The sequence below is a fragment of the Paenibacillus aurantius genome (assembly GCF_032268605.1).
Taxonomy (GTDB): domain Bacteria; phylum Bacillota; class Bacilli; order Paenibacillales; family NBRC-103111; genus Paenibacillus_AO; species Paenibacillus_AO aurantius.
The window spans coordinates 2996477-3020236 of record NZ_CP130318.1 but is presented as its reverse complement, the minus strand read 5'-3'; the positions used below and the strand labels follow the sequence as shown (position 1 = coordinate 3020236).

Sequence of the window (23760 nt, the reverse complement as noted above, 5' to 3'; positions counted from 1 at the left end):
AATGAGGTTCTTTTACTACAATAGGATTATTAAATCTAGCCGCTAGGGAGTGAAAGAGGGATGACGGAGAGAATGGATTTGTTGACGGATGAACAAATGGCCCAGTTTATTACAAAGGGATACCTGGTGCTTAAAAATGATCTTCCCGAGCAGCTTCATCAGAAGGTAAGGGATAAGATTTATAAAGTAATTCACGAAGAGGGGAACCCCGGGAATAATATCCTGCCCCGGGTGCCGGAGATTCAACAATTCTTCGAGACTCCTGTCGTCCGGGGAGCGCTGACCAGTATACTTGGCGAAGATTACTACATGCATCCTCATCGGCACTGCCATTACAACCGGCCGGGCAATCCTACACCGGGAGGAGGAAAATGGCACAAGGACGGATATTGGTCCTCCCTGCGCAGCCATCGACCTTGGTGGGCCATTCTTTTCTATTACACCCAGGACATCACAGAAGAGCTGGGCCCAACGGCGATTATGCCGGGAACCCAGTATTATGAGAAGTTTCTGGGGGACAAGGGAGAGACCCTGCTTCCGACAGGAAAGGCGGGAACGATGGTCCTGGTGCATTTTGACCTATGGCACAAAGCAACCCTTAACGTATCTGAGCTCGACCGCTATATGTTGAAATTTCAATTCGTACGGTTGAAAGCACCGGATCGCCCCAGCTGGGATCACCGAAATCCGGGGATGACCGTCCCGGACGGAATGCCGGCTCAACATCCCGAGTTGTGGAAGGATGTGTGGGATTGGCTGCGTGGGGATCAGGACTCCGGAGTCCGCTCTTCCGATTGGACGGCTGGGAAGGTGGAGGAAATTGGGAACAACCTGGGAAGTTCATCCGAAATAGAAGCTCTGAACGCCGCCTATGCCCTTGGCCGAATGGGAAGCAGCGGGGTGGAGGAGCTGGTGAAGCATCTTGGAAACGGAAGTAAACAGGTAGCGGAACGCGCGAGTTACGGCTTGCAGCCTGCCGGTGCGCAGGCGATTCCCTTTGTTCAGCCCTTGTTGAGCCATCCGGATGATTTCTGCAGAGGGCTTGCCTGTTTTGTTATTGGCATGATGGGACCGGCTGCCCGGGAGGCGGTACCTTCCCTAGTTTCCTGCCTGGAGGACGAAAGCGAATGGGTAAGGCGAAATGCGGTCGAGGCGCTGGGGATGATTGGTAAGCCCTACAGCGTAAGTGTTCAAGCGGTGACGGAGACCCTGCAGCGCTCAGTGGAGCAGGAAGCGGATGAGGTGGCATTGAATTCGGGAGATATGTACGTCGGTCAACAGAAGTACATTATCAACAAAGTCGGCTATACGGCTGCTTTATCCCTGCTAAGGATAGGAAAGTACGGGGAGGAGGAAATCGTCATCCGCGGCTTGGAGCAGGCTCTGACCAGCAGGGACCGATATGTCCGGGCCTATGCTTCGGAAGCTCTTACTCAACTTCGGACGGATAAAGCCGTTGAGGTGCTGATCCGTTATTACCGCACCTCCCGATGGTGCCCGGATACCAGCAAGGCCAGTACCTTCTAGAATAGACCTTATCGACGAATAGCCATCGGAAAACAGACAGAAGCCAGGAGAGCCTTTTTCTCCCGGCTTCCTTTTTATTGCCCTTTGCCGGTACTAAGGCTTTTGACAGTTTCTTATACCGTTCGGATCTATCAGGGAAATAATGATAAGGGTGAGGCGGTAGATGGAACAATGATCCGTGCCATCATCTTAAAATCGTGGAATAATTACTTAAAATCGTGATAATCCTGGCCTCCTTCTGCCAGTATGATGAACAGACAGAACGTTCAGAGAACAAGGAGGACCTAACCATGGATTTTAACGGAATGATAAAGCCGGTTCCCCGAACCGCTGTTTTTCGTATGGACGATTATTTGGTATGGTGCGGAAGCATGGTGGAGCACGACGGAAAGTACTATTTGTTTTTCTCGAGATGGCCTAAGGCAAAGGGACATTATGCCTGGGTGACATGTTCCGAAGTGGCTTACGCGGTTGCGGACCATCCGCTTGGCCCTTATACGTACAAGGGAATGGCTATAGCCGGAAGCGGCGGCAGCAACTGGGATGCAGCGACTATTCACAATCCTACGGTCGTTCCGATAAACGGAAAATATTATATGTATTATATGGGAACCAAGGGACCCGCTGCTTACCAGACCAAGCCGACCATGAACGATCCCGAATGGTGGGAATACCGGAACAATCAGAGAGTCGGAGTGGCCGTGGCGGACCATCCCGCAGGACCGTGGCAGCGGTTTGACAAGCCTTGCGTTGACGTTACGCCGGGGTCATTCGATCACTTGGCCACAAACAATCCAAGCGTAGCCCAAGGGCCGGATGGCCGTATTTACATGGTGTACAAAGCGGTCGGAGACGGTCCGATGCCGAAGGGCGGGGGTGTTATATGCGGAGTTGCCGTTGCTGACAACCCGGAAGGGCCATTCGAGAAGATGCCGGAGCCGATCATGGTGAATCCCGAGGAAGGCTGGTCTGTCGAGGATCCGTTTATCTGGGTTCAGGATGGCCGGTTCTATGCACTGGTTAAAGATTTTCAGGGGTATTTCACCAAAAGGGGGAAAGCAACCGTCGCGCTTTTTGAGTCCAGCGATGGAATAAATTGGGGACAAGCAGCCAACCCCTTTGCCTTTGACCGCGAAGTAATCTGGGAAGATGGAGAGGTGGAGCGGTTGGATGCGCTCGAACGGCCGCAGCTTTGGCTTGAAAACGGCAAGCCGGCCGTCCTGTTCTGTGCGGCAGCCCGCCTGAATGACCCGGAACGGGAGGATTCCTTTAACATCCACATACCGCTCGTTCGTGATTAGTTCCTATCTTCCGGCAGCAATCTGCCAGGCTGAAGTTGCCAGCAACCGCCCTTCCCCCTGGGGGAGAGCGGTTTTTTTTGTAGGAAAGGCCGGCGCAAATTTATCGGGATGGATGGTTCAGGGCAAACGCGTCTTTCTTTACAGCCCACGCAGCACTTGGTCTAATATCCTTAAAATTTTGGACTTATTGCTTAATTTTATGGAAAGAGAATCGAAGGAAACCCGATAGGATAGGAGCATAATGGATAATATAATCATGCACCAAAAGGAGAGGTCAAATGAAAGCTAAAGGAAAGATCATGGGTTCTCTGGCCGCTGTTATGGCGGGCAGCCTGTTGTTAAGCGCCTGCGGAAGTTCCGAGACCAAAAGCCCGTCTGCCACCTCAGCTGGTAATGGAGGGAATGAAGGCGGCTTTGGCAAGCAGATGAAAATTACAGCTTACCATTCAGCCGCTTATCATCCCGAGGTACCCATGCCGGCTCGCGAGGAAGACCCTATCCGTCAAATGATGGAGAAGGCGGTGAATGTGGATTTCAACATGATCATTCCGCCTGCTGATCAGAAGGTGACTAAGCTCAATACGATGATCGCATCGGGGGATATCCCGGATATGATCTTCATGCCGGATCGGGGAACGGCCGTCCAATACTACGAACAAGGTATTTTGGCTGACCTTGACAGCTACATCAAAGATTATCCGGCCCTGCAAAGCCGCTTTAAACCGGAAGAATGGGAAGCTATGAAGTATAAGGGGAAAACGATCGGGACGCCCGGCTACGAGTTCGTTAACGGCATCTCCAGCTGGTGGATCCGCAACGACTGGCTGACGAAGCTTGGCTTAAAGGCTCCGACTAATCCGGATGAGCTTCTTACTGTAATGAAAGCGTTCACTTTTAACGATCCGGATGGAAACGGCAAGAATGATACCTATGGCTTCGTCGCGGGAATTGGTAAAGATGGCAACCTGTCGGGAGCCTGGGGAATGATTTTCTGGATGTTCGGAGTTAATCCGAACGTCGTCGACATGGTGAACGGGAAACTCACCTTCGACAACACGGACTCCAGAATGCAGGAGGCCCTTGCCTATATCAAAACCATGCTGGACGCCAAGGTAGTCGATCCCGACTGGGTCACGATCAATGACGGGACGGCCAATGATAAGAAAATGTACAGCGGGAAAGTCGGTATCCTCATCAATGACTGGAGACGAATGGAAACGAACACCCAACAGGCCATGAAGGAGGTTTCCGGAGAAATTCCGGACTGGATCGTCTTTCCTCCTGTGAAAGGGCCCCATGGAGATCAAACGGTCGGCTTAAAGTCCTTCCAGAACAACTCCTGGGCCATCTCAAAGACGGCTGCAAAGGATCCCGAGAAGGTAAAACGCATTTTGGCCCTGCTGCAGTACTGGTACACGGACAAGGACTTTTACCCCTGGGCCAATTACGGGATAAAAGGAATTCATTGGGATTTGGCGGATGGCAAAATCCAACGCCTTACCGACAACCTAAACAATAGAGAGCTGATGAACAAGTATATTTGGACTTCCAACTACGCTCTGTCAAGAAGGGCGGATGACGCCCTCTATTTCAACTTCACGAATCCGAAAACGTCGGATTTTCATAAGATCAACCTGCAGTACATCCGACCCAATCCGGTTAATCCCTTTGTTATGCCGGACCCGAATGATACCTTATATAGCGACCGCATCAAATATGTAAATGAATCGCTGTTGAAATTCATGATGGGCAAAGAGCCTCTGTCGAATTGGGACAATTACGTCAAGACGTTGGAGACCAAGTTCGAGTATACCAAATACAAAGAGTATGCAGCCAAGCAATTGAAGGATGCCGGTTTATTGAAATAAGAAAATGCAGCAGGAGAGGCGGGCGTTCCCCTCTCCTGCTGCTGTTTCAATGGATAGTGAAAATATGTATATAAAATCGTAATCTTCTGCATGTACCTGCGAAAGCAAACCTTATAGATTAGTAAAGAGACCGATAGGTCAGCAGGAAAACAAGCGGCGCCATGCCGATTGCAAAACGGGAAAGGAGGGAATGCCAATCAAACAACGAGGATCAGATTTGTAATGTAAGCGCTACAAATCCATTGCTCCTGTCTGAATCTCTCAGCCAAACCGCCCAACTACTTTGTTACAAAAGGAGAATGATATGAAGAAGAGAGTCTGGAGTATCGTATTACCCGTTTGCCTGGCGGCAAACCTGCTGGTCACTGCATCACCTGCCGCTTACGGAGGGATTGTCACCGAGGCGGCTGCTGCAACAGACAAGTCGGAGCTTCTAAAGATCGTTAACGAGGCAGCCTCCTTGCTGCCGGGTGTTGAGGAAGGATCGTCAGAAGGGCAGTATGCGCCCGGGTCACGAATTAGGCTGCAGGAAAGAATAGACAGCGCCCGCACGGTTCTGAACAGCCCTAGTCCAACAACGGAGGCGGTGGATGCCTCAACCGCTGATCTGAATGCCGCTATCGCCTTTTTCAAGTCAGGTCTTAACGCACGGATTGCCGGCTCCGTATACCAGGTATCCAACCCCAAAACCAATTTGATTCCGGCTGATACCCTTACCAAGCAGCCGGGCTTAAAAAACACCGTCACCCGGTTCGTGTATGGACCTCTGCAGGGAACCAAACCGCAGTCCGTCGTGATAAGTTACAAAACCAGTGCCAATTGGACTAACGCCACCCTTCCCAACAAAGAGCAGGGACTGAAGAAGTCCACCATACCGGGGGAATACTACCAGTACAATTCGTCTACACCTAGAGGAATGACGAAACTGAAGGTGTACAAATATGCCGGTGTGGCTGCGGATGATCAAGCGGTCGTTACGATCTATCATAACGGGAAGTCCGAGACTCTTACCCTCGATATGAATGGCGCGCAAGACGGCTGGTACGAGATCGGCGACTATTATTTTGATGGAAGCCCTGAAGAGTACGTAAGATTCACAAGAGGATCGAAAGATGCTTCCAAACCGACCCTCACCTTGCTCGTAACCTACGAGGTTATGCTCGAGCGGACCTCCAGAAGCCAGACGGAGGCGGAACGAACGGCTGTATTTCCGGCAGGATACCGGGAAACGGGCAGCTGGCAGGATACTTCGCTAGCCTCGGATAACGAGTATTCCGTACCGAGACGAAGCTCGGAGAAAGGGGCTACCGCCACCTATAATCCGGGAAAGCTGGAGTCCGGGAAGTATGAGGTCTTCACGTACATACCGGAACGGACCCAGTCCGGAGACAATTCTTTGCAGGTTGAAATCTTCCATGACTCGAAAGTGGAAACGTTGGTCTTTGACCAGAAAAAGCTGGAGAGCGGATGGTTTCGCCTCGGGGAGTTTGACTTCAAGGGAGCCGGCAGTGAACTGGTCAAAGTGACCAAGCTGGGTTCCGGGGGAGAAACGATTGCCTCCAGCGTGAAATTTGAAACACCCCAACTGGAAGGAGTGACGATCAACCGAACTATTGTCACGACCAATAAAGCAGAACCATCCATCGAGCTGCCTAACATTACCATGAAAGAAAAAGTGCGGGCATCCAAGGTAACGCCTGGACTAAGTCCTCATGATGGCTCGGTCATTAGAGGCAGCTCGTTTGCCCTGGATCTTCCTTACGGGAAATATTATTACATTGAAGATAGATTCGGGCCGGACGGCGCCAACTACCAGTATCATATTGATTTCAAATGGAATCCGATGCTCTTGGAACCCGGTGACTATAAAGTTTCCTATTATATTCTGAATGCGGCCCACTTTCCAAACAGCTTCCACCTGGACGTCCATCATAATAGCGTTACGGATTCGGTTTATGTGCCGAAGGAGAAGCTGGTTACGGGAACCTGGTACGACCTGGGGACGTATAATTTCGCGGCCGGTACAGCCGATGAGTATGTTTCATTCAAAGACCTGCCCAGAATGACCGCCTTCAAGTACGAGAAAGTAACCCCGGATCATGCGATCATCAAGCAGGTGATAGCCTCCACCCATAAGTTTTTTGATCAATATCAGGTAGACGACCTGAACAACGAAGAAGCGGTGCAAATCGTCAACGCCATGGCAGTAAAAGGGATTACGGACGGATTGATCACAAATCACCAATTCGATCCCGACCGCAAAATCACCCGGGCCGAAATGATCGCTCTGTTGACCCGGATGATGAATCTCCCGGAGGACCCGGAAGCGGCAGACTACGGGGATACACAGGGGAAGGCAACTCCCTACAAAGGAAATATTGGAGCGGCCGAGAAGGCCGGACTTTTGTACGGAGTATCGACCAACGGCCGGGCATTGGGAGTAAACATGCCGGCGGACCGTGAATTTGCCGCACGCCTTCTTTCCAACGCCATCGATTATACGGGAAGATACTTGAACGTGGACAATTTCTTTGCGGATGATCCGGCCGACTATTTGGTGAAAAATACGACGGATTCCTCCTCTCTAGAAACCTATGCTCTTCAGGAAGCTTTTTACCGTCTATTGAAACTGGAAGTACTCAAAGAAGAGCCGGACCAATCGCTGAAGCCTTCCCTGAAGCTGTCGAGAGAAGAGGCCGTTCTTATGTTGAACCGGTTTGACGGACAGCTTCTGTCGGCAGGACCTGATTTGCGTTTTGACTGGCATAAGACGTTTGCCGATGAGTTCAACGGTTCGGCTTTTGACTGGAGCCAATGGTCGGCGGATAATTATATCCGATTTGACGGCATATCCGGCAGGTGGTCCGAATACGTAGAGCAGAAAGAAGGGGTGGTCCGGCTCAGAACCGATGTGGATAACCGGTTGGGTGCGCCTTATTCGTCTGCCTCGATTACCTCCGCCTACCGGCAGAACTACGGATTTTATGAAGCCAGGTATAAATATCCCAATGCTTATGGCAGCCACACTTCTTACTGGAGTATCAATGGCTCCAATACGGATTTTGACTGGAATGAAGGAACCCTTCCGGACACGGTCGGCAACAACGTCTGGTTTATTAGAGAAGCCAAGCCGGCACCGGAATTCGGTCTGAAGAATGTCCGGGAAGTGAATTGGTCCACCAATGATAATAATGCTAAAGAATTCCACAACTTCTCCGGTTACATGGAGCCGAACCGGTTCTACATGGCTTATGACAATAAGGTGAGCTACGAAGTGCCGGATTACTCCAAGTATATCGCCCCAACCGGGAAAACAAATGGGCAGTATCCGAACATTCTGAGTACGGTCGTCACGGCTTTTGACGGCAATATGAATGTAAACAAGATTGACGGAACGGTAGCGGAATTCGATTGGGTGCGCAATTACCTAAAGACGGCCGACAGCGACCCGGCATCCCCGTATGCCGCTTTCCCCCCGGTTCTAATTCCGGAGGACAGCGTAACCGTTACGGACAAACGGAATCCTCCTGGAAAACAGACCTTCGTGCTGCGGTTCAACAAGCAAATGAACGGAGCGACCCTTACCAAGGACAGTGTGCTCGTTGCCAAGGTCGGCGGAGGAGAAGTTCCGGCCTACAAGATCGTTCCGATCAGCCCGCTGCGGTTCCAATTATCCTTCGACGGAGCGCTTGATCCTAAAGGTGACTATGAAGTGAAGGTAACCACGGCAGTCAAGGACAGCTTGAACAACAGCCTGGCGGCTGAACAAAAGGTAACGTTCCGTTCGGGTAACAAAAAGTAATTTAACCTTAACCAGATTACACAAAAAGCAGAGATCAGAATGCAGCTCATTCTGATCTCTCTTTCCATGCTTAACCCTCATGGGAGTGCATTGGGATCATAATTAGATTTATATGGAATGGGGGAAACGTGTGATTAGCCACCAGGTTGAGCTGTTAAATGTGGAGGAACTTGTAGAAATACCCGGCAGACCCGGCTTGCTGCTGCAAAGGATTCCCGAAGCTGTCCGGCAGCGCCTGCGTGAGCAAAGCCAAGCCATGTATCGGAAAGCGGCTTGCTGTGAAATCCGTTTCGTCAGCGACTGGAAGCCGGCTGTCGTCACCTTGGTCAGCTATGAGGGAAACAGCGTCATCAGTATTTTTTATGGCGACTATTTTGTGTCCCAACGCCTGATCATGGAAGAAGCGACCGACTTTTTACTGGAGCTGCCTTCCCCCTACTTTTTGCCGAGAGAAGAGCTGAATACGGTTCAGCATTCTTTTGCCCCCCAAGTTTGGAGATTGGTGCTTCATGGCGGGGAAGTCCATCTGCTTAATATTAAAGGAGAAACGCTTAGGCCTCCAGATAGGAAGGAACTGCCACCTTATACCTATCTCGCCTATGGACCCTCCATTACCCAGGGGGCGGCTGCTGCAAGTGCGGACTTGACCTATGTGAAGCAGGCGGCCTGGAGGCTCCGGTCGGACGCCATTAATCTTGGAGTTTCGGGCTCCGCCTATTGCGAGGAAGAACTTGCTGATTATATCGCGGACAGAGGGGACTGGGATGTAGCGTCACTCTGTATTTCGGTGAACATGCTGAATCAAGGGGTTCCCGTCGAGAGCTTTCAACAGAAAGCAGCTCATATGGTGGAGAAAATGGCCGCCAAGAATCCCGACAAGCCGATTATTTGCATCGGCCTGCTGCCTGTCTTCATGGACATCGGGTTGATCTGGCCGGAGCGGAATCCCGCTTCCACATCGGAGGCTTTTCGGACCGCTTTGCAAGAGGTCGTGCATTCCATCGATTCGCCTAATGTTCATTATGTTGATGGGCGCCAGCTGCTGCGTTCAGGCTTGTATGGGCTTTCCCATGATCTGCTTCATCCCGGGAATCACGGCATGATTGAAATGGGCGAACATTTGGCTGCTTACATCAAGCCGCTTTTGGAAAGGAATCAAGTTTAGAAACGGAGGTCGTCTGTAATGAAAGTAACCGAGATAAACCCGAACTATTGTCTAGATTGGCCGATTGACACGGACTATTGCCACCATGGAATTCCCTTATCCAATGGAAGATTCGGTGCCCTCCTCTGGTTTCAAGAAAATACAATCATGGTCACCGTGAATCGGGCGGATTATTGGGATCACCGCGGGGGAATGCTTTGGAATGAACAATGTCATTTTTATCGCTTGCGAAAGCTGCTTGAGGCGGGAGCCTACGCCGAAGCACAGGAATTGTTCCAAATCGAACAAATCAACGGTCAAGAAAAGAAACCGACCCGGATGCCCATGGGACGCTTTGAACTGAAGCTTAAGGATGAGCTTCAGATCGTTTCCGCACATCTGGATCTGTTCCATGCAGAAGCCTCTATTGTGTGCACTCATCCCGATGATGGGGAGATCACCTTCAAAGCAACCCTTTTGATCGATGAGCCTGTGCTTGCTTTCTCTATAAATAGCCGATGGTTGGATTCAATTACGGTTCGGCCGGCTTATGCATTTCCGGAAGTGAAAACTTATTTCGACCAATTTGACATTCCCCCTCCCCGTGTCGTTCAAGGGAGTGGACAAGAAGGGTGGATTCAGGAGCTTCCGGCTGACCCGGCGTGTGCCGTCCTTGCCGAGGCTTCCGAAAATCTGCTAGTGACAAGCCATTACGGCGAAACGAAAAAGGCTGCATGGGCAGCGGCCAAGGATCAGCTGGAAGCCTTGAAGGAAACGGCCTATGAGCAACTGACCGCTCCCACAAAGGAAGTGTGGAGCCGGCTCTGGAAGAAGACGGCCGATATCCGGATTCCGGACGAGGAAATCGGCACGATGTATTACCTCGGCATCTATAAAATGCTGGGTAACTCGATGCCCGGGGGGATTGCTCCCACACTGCAGGGGCCTTGGGTGGAAGAGCATCGGATGGCTCCTTGGAGCGGGGATTACCATTTTAATATTAACGTGCAGGAATGTTTATGGCCGGCTTATGCCTCGAACCATCTGGAAAGCCTGCTTCCCTTATTTAACATGATCGATAGCTGGAAGCCGCTGCTGGCGGAAAGGGCCAAATTGTTCACGGGAGAAGAGGACGGCTACCAGATGGTTCATGCCTGCGATGATCGCGGCAAAGTGATCGGTAAATTTTGGACAGGAATCATCGATCACGCCAACACCTCTTGGGTTGCCCAGTTGATGTGGCAGTACGGCCAATATGCACGTGATGAGGAATTCCTGCTGCGTGAAGTCTACCCTTTTATGAAGAAAACGCTGAATGTGTTCATTCGTATGATGGAATTCAAGGATGGCATCTATACTTTGTCTGTCTCGATCTCGCCGGAATACGGAGGCGCGGGAAATGAGGCCTGGGGCAAAAATTCCACCTTCTTTCTAACCAATGTTCATTTCTTGTGCGACAAAATCCTTCGTTTGGCCACTCGGTATCAGATCGACAGCGATTATGCCGAGAAGGTCAGGAAGATCCGGGAGAATCTGCCCCCCTACACGACGGGGCAAGGGGCAAGTGGCGAAGAGATCTATTTGTGGGAGGGCCAGCCGCTGGCGGAAAGCCATCGCCACCATTCCCACTTGGGGGGAATTTATCCTTTTGACACGATCCCTTTAGAGGATGAAAAGCATAAGAGCCTAGTCCGCCATTCGTATCAAACCTGGGTCGCCAAAGGGATGGGGGCATGGACGGGATGGTCGATGCCGTGGGCCTCCATACTTCATGGTCGAATGGGCGGCAAAGACATGGCTTATACTTGTCTGAAGCTGCTGCGGGAATTCTTTATGATGCCCGGGTTTGCGACACGCCACAATGCCCAGTATCCCGGCTTCACGACGTTTACGGGCGGAGATGTCATGCAGCTCGAGGCTGCTATTGCCGCTTCGGCCGCTGTCCTGGAACTGTTCGTCCAATGTGTGCAGGGCGAAATCCGCTTGTTTCCGGCGCTTCCCGACCGGTTCAAGGATGCGGCTTTCGCAGGGATCCGGGCGGAAGGGGCTTTTCTCATCTCAGGGTCACGCAGCAATGGCCGGATCGACAGCATTTCGATTTATAGTGAGAAAGGCGGTACTTTACGCTTGAAAAATCCTTTCTCAGGGAAGATGATGATCGAGAGAAAAGGAGTGAAGAGGGAAACGGACGCCTCTGTGATTGAACTAGAGACCTCCGCAGGAGAAACGATTCATATGAGAGATTTCCATTAGTGGTGGAAAAGCCGGAATCATGCCGGTTGCGATAAGTTTGAATACCTGCCATCCTCTGGTAAACAAAAGAAGCAGGATCTTACGGCAGTTGCACCCGCCGGGTAAGAGCCTGCTTCTTTGCTCATGTCTTATCCGCACATGAAGTTCTGCTTTCTACCGGATAAGGCACTAAATCATATGAGTTTTGCGGTATTGGGACGGGGTGAGACCAACATGCTTAAGGAAAACACGAGCAAAATAAAATCCGTTGTCGTAGCCGCAGGATCGGGCAATCCGGTCGATGGTTTGATCGGAGCCGGACAAAAGCGACCGGGCTTTCTTAATGCGAAGCTGGGTCACATAATCCATTGGATTGACTCCAAACGACCGGCGAAACCGGCGGGTGAGCTGGACTTTATTAAGGTGAAAACGCTCAGCTATATCCATAAGCAGGAAAGGCTGATAGGCAAGCTCTTGGATGGCCGACTTAACCTCAATCATAAGTGGATCCTGATAAGATGGTGATGCTTTTGCGCTTTGAACCGATTCCAAATAGAGCGCCAGCCACAAATCATTGAGAAGGTGCTCCCTAAGCTTAAAGAGAAACGAGGAATTGGGAGTAGAATGGGATAGCCTCCGGAAATGGGCAAGCGTAGAAAGGGTTCGGTCGTCATCCAGCAGACGGAACCGGCAGTCGGGAAACCGGGAAAGCACCCCCCTTGCTTTCCTTTCTTCTTCCCCGAGCTCTCCCTCCCGCCAGTCGAACAAAATAAAATGAAACGTCAGCCACCCGCTTGCCAAACGCCGGTGAAAATCCGTTTGCGGCGGACATAGCACGAAATCTCCCGCTGCAGCCTGACCGGTGTATCCATTAATCGTGTATTCAAAGCTGCCTTCCTCAACGGCGAAAATGGCCCAGTATTCATACCGATCGGCATCGAGCAGGAAGCCGGGCTTATCCTTCCAATAGTTATAAGCGCGTATAGCCATGGAGTACTCGTTGTAGATCGGCATAGGCTCCCCCCTGTCTTGTTTCTAACAACGCTATTATAAAGCCAGGGGGGAGGGAGTGCGAGAGGAAAACTTGATAAAGGTAGAGAGGGCTGAATGATGCTTGGAGGTTACCGCCCTTGATTAGCACGCTCCAAAGAATCCCATATTCCCCATAGATACATAATGCCGAGAGCTCTATCGTATAAGCCGTATCCGGGTCGACAAGACTCATCCCATAGGTGCCGGCCATGGTCGGGACGGGCGTAGCCTCGAAATCCCGTCTCGTGGTAGGCTCTTACAATTTCACATATATCGACCGTTCCGTCAGAAGCCCGGTGGGAGCATTCGATAAAATCGCCGTTCTCGTAGGTTCGCACGTTTCGAATATGAGCAAAAGGGATACGGTCCGCAAATTCCCGGATCATGGCCGGGATGTCGTTGGCGGGATGGGCGCCGAGCGACCCGCTGCACAACGTGACCCCGTTATAAGGACTGTCGACCAGCTGCAGCAGCCTGCGAATGCTATCGCGCCCCGTCATGATTCGTGGCAGCCCGAAGACGGGCCAGGGCGGATCGTCCGGATGGATCGCCATACGAATGTCAAGCTTCTCCGCAGCCGGCACGATTCTCACCAAAAAATACTTTAAATGGTTCCACAGATGCTCGGAGGTGATTTCCCGGTACGCTTCAAACAGAGGGATGAGCTTACGCAGTCTATCCGGCTCCCAACCGGCCATCGTGTAGGTGGGGTTGCCCGCTATGGCGAGTACGAGTTCTTCGGGGTCGATCGAGTCAACCTTGGCCTTCTCATAAAATAGAGCCGTCGAACCGTCTTCCAGTTCCTTAAACAAATCGGTCCGGATCCAATCGAAGACCGGCATGAAGTTATAGCAGATGACCTTAACGCCAACCCGGGCAAGCTTCTCCATCGTGCGGATGTAATTACTAATGTATCCGTCCCGGGTAGGGAGCCCCAGCTTAATGTCCTCATGAATGTTAACGCTCTCGACAACTTCGAGATGAAAGCCGTATTCGTCGGCTTGGGCTTTGTAGTCCAGGATTTTGTCCAGGGGCCACTCTTCACCGGGAGGAACGTCATGGAGTGACCAGACAATGCCTTCCACGCCGGGAATTTGTTTAATGTGCCGGAGGGAAACCGTATCATTGCCTTCCCCATACCAGCGAAATACCATTCTCATGACGATTCCCCCCAACTAATTACATCCTAGCCGACTCCGAGCCGGATTAATAAAAAAATCTTGCGAAAAAAAGTTCTGATCTTGCTATTCTCTGATCTGCAGACGGACCGGACCCATTAACCCCGAAGTCAGGTCACCGCGATACCGGGTTGGAATCGTCACATAGTGATTGGCTAGCGTATTGTATATCCGAACTTCGAGCCGATTGTCCCCGCTTCGCAAATAGGAAGTGATATCAACGGACCAGGGGGGAGCAACGAGGATTTGGACAAGTTCTCCGTTCATCCACACCTCCGCTGAAGCTGACAGTTTTCCTAAATCCAGAATGACTTTTCTATTCTTGCCGGCTTCGTCAGGCTCCCAGCAGAAGGATTGGGAATAGGAGGCTCCGCCGGAGTAACAGTGTAACCCGTCAATGGCCGACCAATCGCCAAGCTGCATTTCCCCTTCGTCGCATTCCAGTAAGACTGGTTCCGGCAGCGCAGCCCCGCCGTAGGAGCAGGCTTCGTAGGCGATGCGAAGGGCGACCTGGTGAATCTTCGCTTTGTTCACCGGACCAGCCGCCACATATTCGAGCGATCCCTCCGCACCAGTGCCGGTTTGCCGGACTTCCCATTCCTCATCATCCACCCATACCTGAAGCCGCCCGTGAGCAGCTACTTTCATGCTCTTTAAGCCGGGAGGTGCCGTGAACCGGTACCAGCCCGCAGCCGGCCTGCTGTGTCCTGGAAAAGCATCGAAGGGGAATAGGGCGGGATTCTGATACCAGGTAGTAGCCAGCGGCAGGGACTGTTCCCAGTCCGCCGCATCCGGTCTCTCAAAACGAACGCAGCCGCGTCCCGGTTGGTCGTAACGAACAAGAACGATATTTACTCCAGGCTGGATGGCCAGTGGTTCCGGGTCTTGCACGATGGTTCCGTTTAGCCATATCCGCGTTGGCACGTTGCCGCTCACCCGCATGACTGCGCTGCGTTCTCCACCGGCGTCGAAGGTAGACCAGAAGTAGGTCACCGCTCCTTCTTCTTCAACGTCATAGACCGTATCCGTATGAACGAATCTTTTGACGCCGACGGCAAGAAGATCGTCGTTCATCTCGCCCTTCAGCCCATGATAGCCTTGATGGCCCGGATCGCCTTCGATCCCGTACCGCATAGAAAACTCATAAGCTTTCCATGGATATTCATTCCCGTGTTCGGTTAGAGGCTGGCCGAGTGCCGGTGCCGATCTCGAAGTGAGAAGCCGCTGCTCCAGCTCCGGCGTTGCGTCTTCTTCTGGAAGCGGTCCAAGTTTCCAGAAATAGGGGCCGTACCCATTGGTAACTTTTGGCCAAGAGGAGTCGTCGAATTCAGATAATTGCCATTGCCCGACGGATTCCGCGTGTTCCAAGGCATGCTGGAATTGGCGAGCTTCGGCGCCGATATAGACCGGTTCGGGAGGCTGCCGATAATCCCCGAATCGGTTATCCATCGTAGGCAGCAGCTTAAACGACCAAGGATCTCCCAATTCGATGAACCGGCTGGATTCGTTCCCGTAGCGGGTGATAATCGCACTCCCATGACGGTCCGGAATCGTCATCTCCCGGGAGAACACGAGTAACTGGAGCTCTGTTTGCTCAAGAGGCAACCGGATAAAAGTGCCTTCCGACGTCGTGCGGCCAGGTTCCAGGGGAGTGACGGAAGCATCCCAAGGATTCCATAGCTCTACCGTGCCTTGACACCGGAAGAAGCATTCCGTCCCGCTTGGAACGCCGTAAACCGCATAAAGGTCGCGGCTGCCGATGCGGCGATGCATGACATAAGGAAACGTCGTGTCATCCATGTCCATGCCGCAAGCAAAATCGCGGGGAAAGGCCTCGGTAATGGTCCTCTCCACTTCCTGGAAGGAGCGAGCGGTAACGGCCCATCCCCCTGACGGGTTACGGAACGTCCGGTTATCGCCTGATCGTTCGGCTTCGGACGCCGTCCAACCGAATAATGTACGCACGGCCGCATCCAAATCCGGATCGTCCGCTCCGAAGCGGTCACTGGCTTCCGGGAGACAATCGAACGCGAGAACGAGTCCCCCCGCTTCGTAGAATTCCAACGCCTTCCAGAGGGTGGAATGGCGGATCGCACGCATGGCGGGCAGAATCAGCACCCGGTAAGCTTCTCCGGCTGCTTGCAGCTTCCGGTCGGCGATCACCGCGCGGTCGACGGATTGGAAGTCGATAAAATCCCAATCGATTCCCCGTTTGTACAGGTACTCGCCGATCCCGAACGCCGCAGCCACCGAGGCCTCTCCGCCCATTCCGGCCTCCATGGCTTCCACCGGATACAGGACGGCCACGTCGCATACGTGAACGCCTTGACTTAGCAAGTAACTGAGTCGTTCCGTACAATCCAGAAGCGGCTTCATATGCTTCCAATAGGGCATACGGAAATGGTTGCAGGGCGGGGCCCATTCCCACCAGCCTCCGTAGGTTGTGTAATACAGACCGTGGAGGGTCAATAGATTGTGACCCGACACGAAATTACGGAAGATGGCATCCGTCAGATCGGCGGTCGTCGATCCCCAGCCGGAGCTGTAGAAGCCTTCCAGCCAAGTGCGGGGACGCTCATACAGGTGGGCGATGGAGCTCGCCACTTTGTTTTTGATCAGGTCGCAATAAAAGTAAGGTTGATCGCAGCCCGGCCCCTGATTCCAGCGCTGGGTGCGGAAGTAATCGCCGAACTCGGTCACATCCTTGCCCCGGCCTCCGTGGTCGCAGCCATAGATCATGTCCCGCTGTTCATGCCATTCAAAGATAGGCTTAAAATAATGTTCTTCGGATAGGGCAACCAGCACGTCGGCGTAATCCATCCGAATTTTCGGTGCCCGGGGATCAACGGGGAGGAAGAGGGAGGCGAGTTCAGGCAGGAGGTCGTAGCCTTTACGCCGCATGAATTCCTTCCGGAACGTATCGTTCCACAGCCGCCCTTTGATGCCGAAGCCCAGCTCATCCGAGAAGAAGAAGCCCAGCTTGGCGTTCGGAATGTTGGCGAGCCTTTCTTCGAATCGCTGGAAAAAGTGCGAGATGACGAGCGCCCCGCTTTCCGGGTGCATCGGATCAATGGATCGGGGACGAAGCTCGGAATAGACGGCGGCAACACGCCAAGTCCCATCCGGCTTCGCCCAATGGAGGGAGTTACCGCGGACATGATCCGCAAGGCTCGTCCACTCGCCGGTCGATTGACCCGTTTCGTCACAGCGATAGGAGATGACCGAGAGGACACCGGGAGGAAGCGCCAGCTCCAATAGGCCATCCCCGGCATCCCATTCCTGGACGAGCAGGTTATATCCGCTGATGTCCGGTCGGCTGCCGAGTATCTCATCGATGTACCACCCTTGTCCCGGCCAGCACAGCGTGTAATCGCTAAGGCTGACGGATATCCCGTAGGTGCCTGCTTTCTCAGCAAACCAAGCGAACAGCTCCCACCAGGCTTCAGAGAAGAGAGGGGGATCGCTCGGAATCGTCAGTCCCCAAGCGTCCCCGCCCTGATCGGAATGCGCATAATTGATCTGCAAAGAGGTGATCGGGTAATCCTTCAACTGATCCAGCTGCCATTCCAGCCTCTCCTTGGTTAAAGGCTCACCGACCCACCAATAGAAGGCCACTTCTCCATAACCCGAAGGCGGAGAAACAAACCCGGGATAAACATCCAGTCCGGGATCGCGGCTCGGGAAACCGGGAGCTTGCTTTGCCGTGCGTTCCAACTTATCCATGCGGATCACATTCCTTTCTTTGCCTTTACGAAATGATCGTAGCAAATTAAAAAGGGGACCGCAGTCTACAATATTCCCGACTATGTGTCGAAAAGTATCCCATTTCCGGTCTCCATGTATGGTAATCTCTAGTTACATAAGCAACGCTTACGGCCAAAAGATGGAGGAGAACCCGTGGAAGCAACACATCTGAAGAAGCATTTGGAGGATTTATCGGTAAGCGTTTCAGTCGCCGCCCACGTCAAGGTGCCGAGCCATTGGAAGCACCACAATCATGTGACGGTGAATAACTGCTTGTATTATTTTCGCGAAGGAGAGGGGAGCCTGCACATTAGGGACTCGGTCTTTCTGCCAAAACCAGGGGACCTATATGTCCTGCCTGCCGGCGACCGCATTTCGTTCTCGACGGTTCCTGAGGCTCCCTTCCGGCTGATGTATTGTCATTTTCATGCGATGTCCGGTCGGTTCCCGCTCTTTCAAGTCGTGGATACCCCGCTATTCATACGCCTGCAGGACCAGGATCGGGCGGAAGAGCTCTTCGGTCGCTTGATCCAGAACGTTAGGCGAACGGACGACTTGTCGCCTCTTGCGGTGAAAAGCGCCATGTTTGACCTTCTTCTCTTTATTTGGGAGCAGGAATCGCGCAAGCCGGTCCCGATCCTCTCTTCATCCATGCAGCGCTGGAACGATATCGTCCACTTCATGGAGCTGCATTCCGACAGAGCTTTAACGGTTACGGAAATAGCGGAGAAATTTAACTACAGCACCAAGTATTTCATTCGATTGTTCAAAGCCGCCTTTGGCGTCCCTCCTCATCGTTATCTGGTAAAGCTGAGGATGGAACGCGGGAAACACCTGCTTCTTACTACGGATTGGACCGTGACCCGTGTTGCGGACGAACTGGGGATGGAACGCTCCCACTTCACCCGGCTCTTTCAGGGGGAAACCAACATGACGCCTACCCAGTACCGCGACTGGTTAAAGGCTTCGGATGGATGAAGAGAATGCCAAGACGAGATAGGACAATCGCGAAAATTTTATGACTACCGGACAGGTACCCTCGGCATAAATTAGAACAGCAGGCCAAAAAGAACCGGCGATCGTCAGATCGCCGGTTCTTTGTCTTAATATTTTGAACGGTTTTCCATAAATTTTGAAACCTGGGCTTTCCATCGTGAATTATTCTTAACCTAAACACGAACCAAGGGATAGGGTCGGGTTATGTTACCCAGTTGGGAGAGATTTTTCATGTCCATTATATCCGTTCCGGAAGGGTTGAGGTTGGCTTATCGTGCCAAGTTTGAATTGCCGGATTGGAATGTATGGGGTTCCACTATGCTTCGGACGGAGGAGGGAACCTGTCACTTGATTTTCTCGAGATGGCTTCGTTCCCTCGGCCATCAGGCGTGGGCCACCCATTCCGAGCTGGCGTATGCTACTTCTTCTCATCCGGAAGGACCGTACGAGGTGCAGGGGACCGCTTTGACGCAAGACGAAGAAGGAAAGTGGGACTCGGGCGGGTTCCATAACGAGAGCTTGATTGAAGCCGACGGAGTCTATTATTTATACTACATTGGCCAGCATGGCAATGGGGAATGGTGGAATCACCGCAACAATCAGCGGGTAGGGGTGGCGGTAGCCGAACATCCCAGCGGTCCGTGGAAGCGTTTCGACAAGCCGCTGCTCGAGCCCCGCCCGGGTCATCTCACTACCGGGACGCCTCACGTTTTCAAGCGGCCTGACGGAAAATACCAGATGGTGTACAAAACGGTTACGGAAGGGCCCATGCCCTTCGGCGGCAGTGTTCGCCATGTCATCGCCCTTGCCGATCATCCGTTAGGTCCATTCGTTGATCATCCGGAACCGTTCATTCGAACGCCCAGAACCCATTTCCCTATCGACGATCACGTCGAGTGGGTGCAAGACGGCAGGTACTATGCCATCGTCAAGGACAACAAAGGGGAATTTACCGGAATGCACAGCGCCATGATCCTGTTCGAATCCGAGGACGGCTTTCACTGGGAGCTGAGCCGCGACCCGCTCGTCATGAAGCCTCAACTCACATGGGAGGACGGAGTCGTGCAGCATTTCGAGCGATTGGAGATGCCGAAGCTTTACTTCGAGAATGGAAAACCCGCTATCCTGTATCTTGCCGGCCTTCCAAAGGGCAGTGAACATTCCTTTATGGTTGCTGTCCCGCTTAATAAAGCATTCTAGAAGCCGCGTTCCATGTTTCCATTCCGCTAGAGAGTGAAGAAGGGGAAAGAGCATCTTTGGATGGCCCTGCCGTCGGAAGGTGCTCTTTTTGTTAAACGGGAAGCTCATATCTTAAAATATTGAAGTCTTTCGTTAATATATTGGAAAACACCGTAGCCGAAAACCGGTACGATAAGACCATAAGAAACCGACTTACCAGACAGGGGGAAACCAAAAATGAACGCACCGACCGACACGGCGGCTGCTCTTCTCAGGGAGAAAGGGGCCAGGCAGACCACGCTGTGGGCGCGGATGAGAAGATATCGCATCCTGTATCTCCTTCTGCTGCCGGAACTCATCTATTTTGCCGTATTCAAGTATATCCCGATGTTCGGCATCCTGATTGCCTTCAAAAATTACAACCTGGCGCTTGGATTTTGGGATAGTCCATGGATCGGATTTAGCAACTTCAGCAGCTTCATCAACGGGGTTTACTTCTGGGATATTATGGAGAACACCATCTTAATATCGGTTTACAAGCTGCTCTTCGGCTTTGCCGCCCCCATTGTGCTGGCTCTCATGCTGAATGAGGTAAAATCGAACTGGTTCAAGAAAGTGGTGCAGACGATCACCTACCTTCCGCACTTTGTTTCGTGGGTCATCGTGTATGGCTTGATGGTAGCGCTTCTCTCCCCGGGAGAAGGCTTGGTCAATCTGCTTCTGAAGGAGTACGGCTACAGCCCGATCTCCTTCTTGACCGAACCCGGTTGGATTCGCCCGATTATCGTGTCCTCCGATCTGTGGAAGGAAGTCGGCTGGGGAGCCATTCTCTACCTGGCTGCGCTGGCGGGAATCGATCCGAGTCTATACGAGGCCGCCCGGATGGACGGGGCCTCGAAAGCCAGACAGCTGTGGCACGTCACCCTGCCCGGCATTCGCAACATTATCATCATTCTGCTTGTCATTCGGCTCAGCCATATTCTCGACGCAGGCTTCGATCAAATCTTTATGATGGCCAATACTTTCAATCAAGAGAAGGCGGATATCATCGACACGTGGGTGTACCGCCAGGGCCTCGAGCGCATGCAGATTGGCCTGGCGACCGCGGTAGGGCTTTTCAAAGCCGTGATCGGGTTCATTCTCGTCGTGGCGGCGAACAAAGCGGCCAAAAAATTCGACGGCCAGATCTGGTAGGAGGGATATCATGAAAACCAACATAGCGGGCAGGCTCGGTCATTCGGTAAACTATCTGCTTCTAACAGCGATCGCCGCTGTTACACTCTTTCCGTTTCTTTATGTCTTAAGCGTCTCGTTCACACCGGAGTCGGAAGTACTGCGCCGGGTCATCGTCCTCATTCCCGAGAAGATTACCCTTTCCGCTTATCATACCGTCTTCGCCGGCCTTGGGCTGGGCCAGGCGTATAAGATTACCTTGTTTCGGACGCTGGTGGGAACGGCGCTGAACCTGCTGTTCACCGCCATTCCGGCCTATGTGCTCTCCAAGAAGGCATTGCCCGGAAGAAGTGGTCTCCTGCTGTTCATCGTCTTCACCATGCTGTTCAACGGGGGGTTGATTCCGACTTATATTCTGATCAAATCCCTTGGCTTGATGAATTCTATCTGGTCCCTGATCATACCGGGGTTAATCAGTGTGTTTAATCTGATCGTGATGAAGACCTTCTTCGAACAGCTTCCCCCGGAACTGGAAGAATCCGCGAGAGTGGATGGGTCGGGAGAACTGACCACTTTATGGAAGATCATTCTTCCGCTATCGCTTCCTTCGTTTGCCACGATCGGCCTTTTCTATGCGGTCAGCCACTGGAACAGCTACTTTGACGCCGTCATGTATATTAACAATCCGCAGCTGATGCCGCTTCAAGTGGTCCTGCGTAACATTCTGCTCAGCGTGCAGAATCAAAGTGCCGAGCAGTCGGCTTTAGACGGACCGGTTAGTACCTTCGCCATCCAGATGGCTGCGGTTATCGTCTCGACGGTGCCGATTCTATGCGTGTATCCGTTCATTCAGAAGCATTTTGCCAAGGGTGTTCTGGTCGGTTCGGTAAAAGGATAAAGTCCCTTTGATTATCCCGGCAATCCCGGATAATATAAACATGAGTATAGAGGAGAGGTCGAACATGAGAGATAAACGAAGAATTACCGGAGCCCTTGCCGTGGTTATGGCAGGCAGCATGATCCTTAGCGCATGCGCAAGCCAGGAAAGCAAACAACCTTCAGGTTCCCCGGGACCATCCGGCAATGGAGGGAAAACGGACAAGACGATCAAAGTAACGGCTTATCATACAGGCGCCTATAATCCGCAGGTGCCGATGCCGGCCCGGGAGGATGACCCCATCCGGCAAATGCTGGAGAAGGCGGTGAATGTCGATTTCAACATGATCATCCCGCCCTCCGACCAGAAAATTGCGAAACTGAACACCATGATTGCTTCCGGGGATATCCCGGATATGATCTTCATGCCCGACCGGGCCACGGCCATTCAATACTATGACCAGGGGATTCTTGCGGACTTGGACAGCTACCTGAAAGACTACCCGGCTCTGCAGTCGCGTTTCAAGCCGGAAGAGTGGGAGGCCATGAAGTACAAGGGCAAGACCTTCGGAACCCCCGGCTATGAATTCGTAAACGGCATCCAGGGATGGTGGATCCGCAACGACTGGCTCACTAAGCTCGGCTTGAAAGCACCTACTACTCCGGATGAACTGATGAACGTCATGAAAGCGTTCACCTTCAATGACCCGGACGGGAATGGCAAAAACGATACGTACGGCTTTGTGACGGGGATTGGCAAGGACGGCAGCCTGACTTCCATGGGCTGGCAGATGATCTTCTGGATGTTTGGGGTTAACCCGAATACGGTGGATATGGTGGATGGCAAGCTCACCTTTGACAACTCCGACCCGAGAATGCAGGAAGCCCTCGCTTATATCAAGTCGATGCTGGACGCGAAGGTAGTGGACCCCGATTGGGTGACAATTAACGATGGCACGGCATTGGACAAGAAAATGTATGCCGGCAAATCGGGCATTCTAATCGGCGATTGGAGACGAATGGAAAAGACTTCCCAGCAGGCCATGAAGGATGTTTCGGGAGAAGTCCCGGATTGGATCGTGATTCCTCCGGTAAAAGGACCTCATGGAGATCAAACGATAGGCCTGAAGTCGTTCCAGAACAACTCCTGGGTCATCTCGAAAACCGCCGCCAAGGATCCTGAGAAGGTAAAACGTATACTGGCTCTTCTTCAGTATTGGTATACGGATAAAGACTTTTATCCTTGGGCCAACTATGGGATCAAGGGTGTCAGCTGGGACGTAGTAGACGGCAAAATCCAGCGGCTTACGGAAAATATGAGCAAAAAAGAAGTGTCGGATAAGTACTTATGGACGACGAACTATGCCCTGCCACGGCGTGCAGACGACGCTCTTTATTTCAACTTTACGAATCCTAGAACGACCGATTTCCAGAAGATTAATCTGCAGTATGTCAAGCCTAACCCGGTTAATCCGTTTATCGTGCCCGATCCGAACGACAGGCTGTACAGCGACCGCAACAAATACGTCAATGAAATGTTCTTGAAATTTATGATGGGCAAAGAGCCTTTGTCGAACTGGGATGCTTTCCTTAAAACCTTGGACAGCAAATTCGAATACGCCAAGTTTAAGGAGTACGCCACGACGCAGCTGAAGGAGGCCGGTGCTCTGAAATAACAAGATTTGGCTAGGAGAGGGGGGATTCCCCT

At 52.2% G+C, this 23760-nt stretch carries 14 protein-coding genes; 11 read left to right on the top strand and 3 right to left on the bottom strand.

The window, feature by feature from the left end; genetic code table 11:
• Positions 1-60 precede the first annotated feature (60 nt).
• The 6 genes from MJA45_RS13605 to MJA45_RS13580 all read left to right on the top strand — a co-directional run bounded on the left by MJA45_RS13605 (position 61) and on the right by MJA45_RS13580 (position 11895).
• Positions 61-1527, top strand: coding sequence for a HEAT repeat domain-containing protein (locus MJA45_RS13605; RefSeq protein ID WP_315607790.1), 1467 nt, complete (start codon positions 61-63; stop codon positions 1525-1527).
• Between the two features lie 290 nt (positions 1528-1817).
• Positions 1818-2828 (top strand): glycoside hydrolase family protein, encoded by a 1011-nt coding sequence (locus tag MJA45_RS13600; RefSeq protein WP_315607789.1) that lies wholly within the window; start codon positions 1818-1820, stop codon positions 2826-2828.
• A 278-nt stretch (positions 2829-3106) separates the two neighbouring features.
• Positions 3107-4696: an extracellular solute-binding protein gene (locus MJA45_RS13595; RefSeq protein WP_315607788.1), complete on the top strand. Its 1590-nt coding sequence runs from the start codon at positions 3107-3109 to the stop codon at positions 4694-4696.
• Between the two features lie 304 nt (positions 4697-5000).
• Entirely contained in the window at positions 5001-8498 is a 3498-nt protein-coding gene (locus MJA45_RS13590; RefSeq protein ID WP_315607787.1) for a golvesin C-terminal-like domain-containing protein, read from the top strand.
• A gap of 196 nt (positions 8499-8694) precedes the next feature.
• Complete coding sequence (locus tag MJA45_RS13585; protein WP_315607786.1) at positions 8695-9663, top strand: GDSL-type esterase/lipase family protein; 969 nt, start codon at positions 8695-8697, stop codon at positions 9661-9663.
• Between the two features lie 18 nt (positions 9664-9681).
• A complete protein-coding gene (locus MJA45_RS13580) occupies positions 9682-11895 on the top strand; it encodes a glycosyl hydrolase family 95 catalytic domain-containing protein (protein WP_315607785.1) in 2214 nt (737 codons plus the stop codon).
• A gap of 168 nt (positions 11896-12063) precedes the next feature.
• Here MJA45_RS13580 and MJA45_RS13575 read toward each other — a convergent pair whose 3' ends face one another.
• The 3 genes from MJA45_RS13575 to MJA45_RS13565 form a co-directional block, all read right to left on the bottom strand.
• Positions 12064-12888 (bottom strand): AraC family transcriptional regulator, encoded by an 825-nt coding sequence (locus MJA45_RS13575; protein WP_315607784.1) that lies wholly within the window; start codon positions 12886-12888, stop codon positions 12064-12066.
• A gap of 107 nt (positions 12889-12995) precedes the next feature.
• Complete coding sequence (gene uxuA / locus MJA45_RS13570) at positions 12996-14066, bottom strand: mannonate dehydratase (protein ID WP_315607783.1); 1071 nt, start codon at positions 14064-14066, stop codon at positions 12996-12998.
• 84 nt (positions 14067-14150) lie between these two features.
• On the bottom strand, positions 14151-17807 hold the full coding sequence (locus tag MJA45_RS13565; RefSeq protein ID WP_315607782.1) for a glycosyl hydrolase: 3657 nt from the start codon (positions 17805-17807) through the stop codon (positions 14151-14153).
• Between the two features lie 174 nt (positions 17808-17981).
• On the opposite strand from MJA45_RS13565, the gene MJA45_RS13560 reads away from it, so the two are divergent.
• The 5 genes from MJA45_RS13560 (at position 17982) to MJA45_RS13540 (ending at position 23728) form a co-directional block, all read left to right on the top strand.
• Complete coding sequence (locus MJA45_RS13560) at positions 17982-18806, top strand: AraC family transcriptional regulator (protein WP_315607781.1); 825 nt, start codon at positions 17982-17984, stop codon at positions 18804-18806.
• A 249-nt stretch (positions 18807-19055) separates the two neighbouring features.
• Positions 19056-20024 carry a glycoside hydrolase family protein gene (locus MJA45_RS13555; protein ID WP_315607780.1) on the top strand — a complete coding sequence of 323 codons (969 nt, stop codon included), beginning with the start codon at positions 19056-19058 and terminating at the stop codon, positions 20022-20024.
• A gap of 216 nt (positions 20025-20240) precedes the next feature.
• On the top strand, positions 20241-21197 hold the full coding sequence (locus MJA45_RS13550; RefSeq protein ID WP_315607779.1) for an ABC transporter permease: 957 nt from the start codon (positions 20241-20243) through the stop codon (positions 21195-21197).
• A 10-nt stretch (positions 21198-21207) separates the two neighbouring features.
• The gene (locus MJA45_RS13545; RefSeq protein ID WP_315607778.1) at positions 21208-22074 is read left to right on the top strand and encodes a carbohydrate ABC transporter permease; all 867 of its coding nucleotides are present in this window, start codon (positions 21208-21210) and stop codon (positions 22072-22074) included.
• A gap of 64 nt (positions 22075-22138) precedes the next feature.
• On the top strand, positions 22139-23728 hold the full coding sequence (locus MJA45_RS13540; RefSeq protein WP_315607777.1) for an extracellular solute-binding protein: 1590 nt from the start codon (positions 22139-22141) through the stop codon (positions 23726-23728).
• Positions 23729-23760 lie beyond the last annotated feature (32 nt).

What these genes read in the sequence shown, in the direction of transcription:
- MJA45_RS13605 (WP_315607790.1), top strand. Translation starts at nt 61, where the DNA reads ATGACGGAGAGAATGGATTTGTTGACGGATGAACAAATGGCCCAGTTT.
- MJA45_RS13600 (WP_315607789.1), top strand. Translation starts at nt 1,818, where the DNA reads ATGGATTTTAACGGAATGATAAAGCCGGTTCCCCGAACCGCTGTTTTT.
- MJA45_RS13595 (WP_315607788.1), top strand. Translation starts at nt 3,107, where the DNA reads ATGAAAGCTAAAGGAAAGATCATGGGTTCTCTGGCCGCTGTTATGGCG.
- MJA45_RS13590 (WP_315607787.1), top strand. Translation starts at nt 5,001, where the DNA reads ATGAAGAAGAGAGTCTGGAGTATCGTATTACCCGTTTGCCTGGCGGCA.
- MJA45_RS13580 (WP_315607785.1), top strand. Translation starts at nt 9,682, where the DNA reads ATGAAAGTAACCGAGATAAACCCGAACTATTGTCTAGATTGGCCGATT.
- MJA45_RS13575 (WP_315607784.1), bottom strand. Translation starts at nt 12,888, where the DNA reads ATGCCGATCTACAACGAGTACTCCATGGCTATACGCGCTTATAACTAT.
- uxuA (WP_315607783.1), bottom strand. Translation starts at nt 14,066, where the DNA reads ATGAGAATGGTATTTCGCTGGTATGGGGAAGGCAATGATACGGTTTCC.
- MJA45_RS13565 (WP_315607782.1), bottom strand. Translation starts at nt 17,807, where the DNA reads ATGGATAAGTTGGAACGCACGGCAAAGCAAGCTCCCGGTTTCCCGAGC.
- MJA45_RS13555 (WP_315607780.1), top strand. Translation starts at nt 19,056, where the DNA reads ATGTCCATTATATCCGTTCCGGAAGGGTTGAGGTTGGCTTATCGTGCC.
- MJA45_RS13550 (WP_315607779.1), top strand. Translation starts at nt 20,241, where the DNA reads ATGAACGCACCGACCGACACGGCGGCTGCTCTTCTCAGGGAGAAAGGG.
- MJA45_RS13545 (WP_315607778.1), top strand. Translation starts at nt 21,208, where the DNA reads ATGAAAACCAACATAGCGGGCAGGCTCGGTCATTCGGTAAACTATCTG.
- MJA45_RS13540 (WP_315607777.1), top strand. Translation starts at nt 22,139, where the DNA reads ATGAGAGATAAACGAAGAATTACCGGAGCCCTTGCCGTGGTTATGGCA.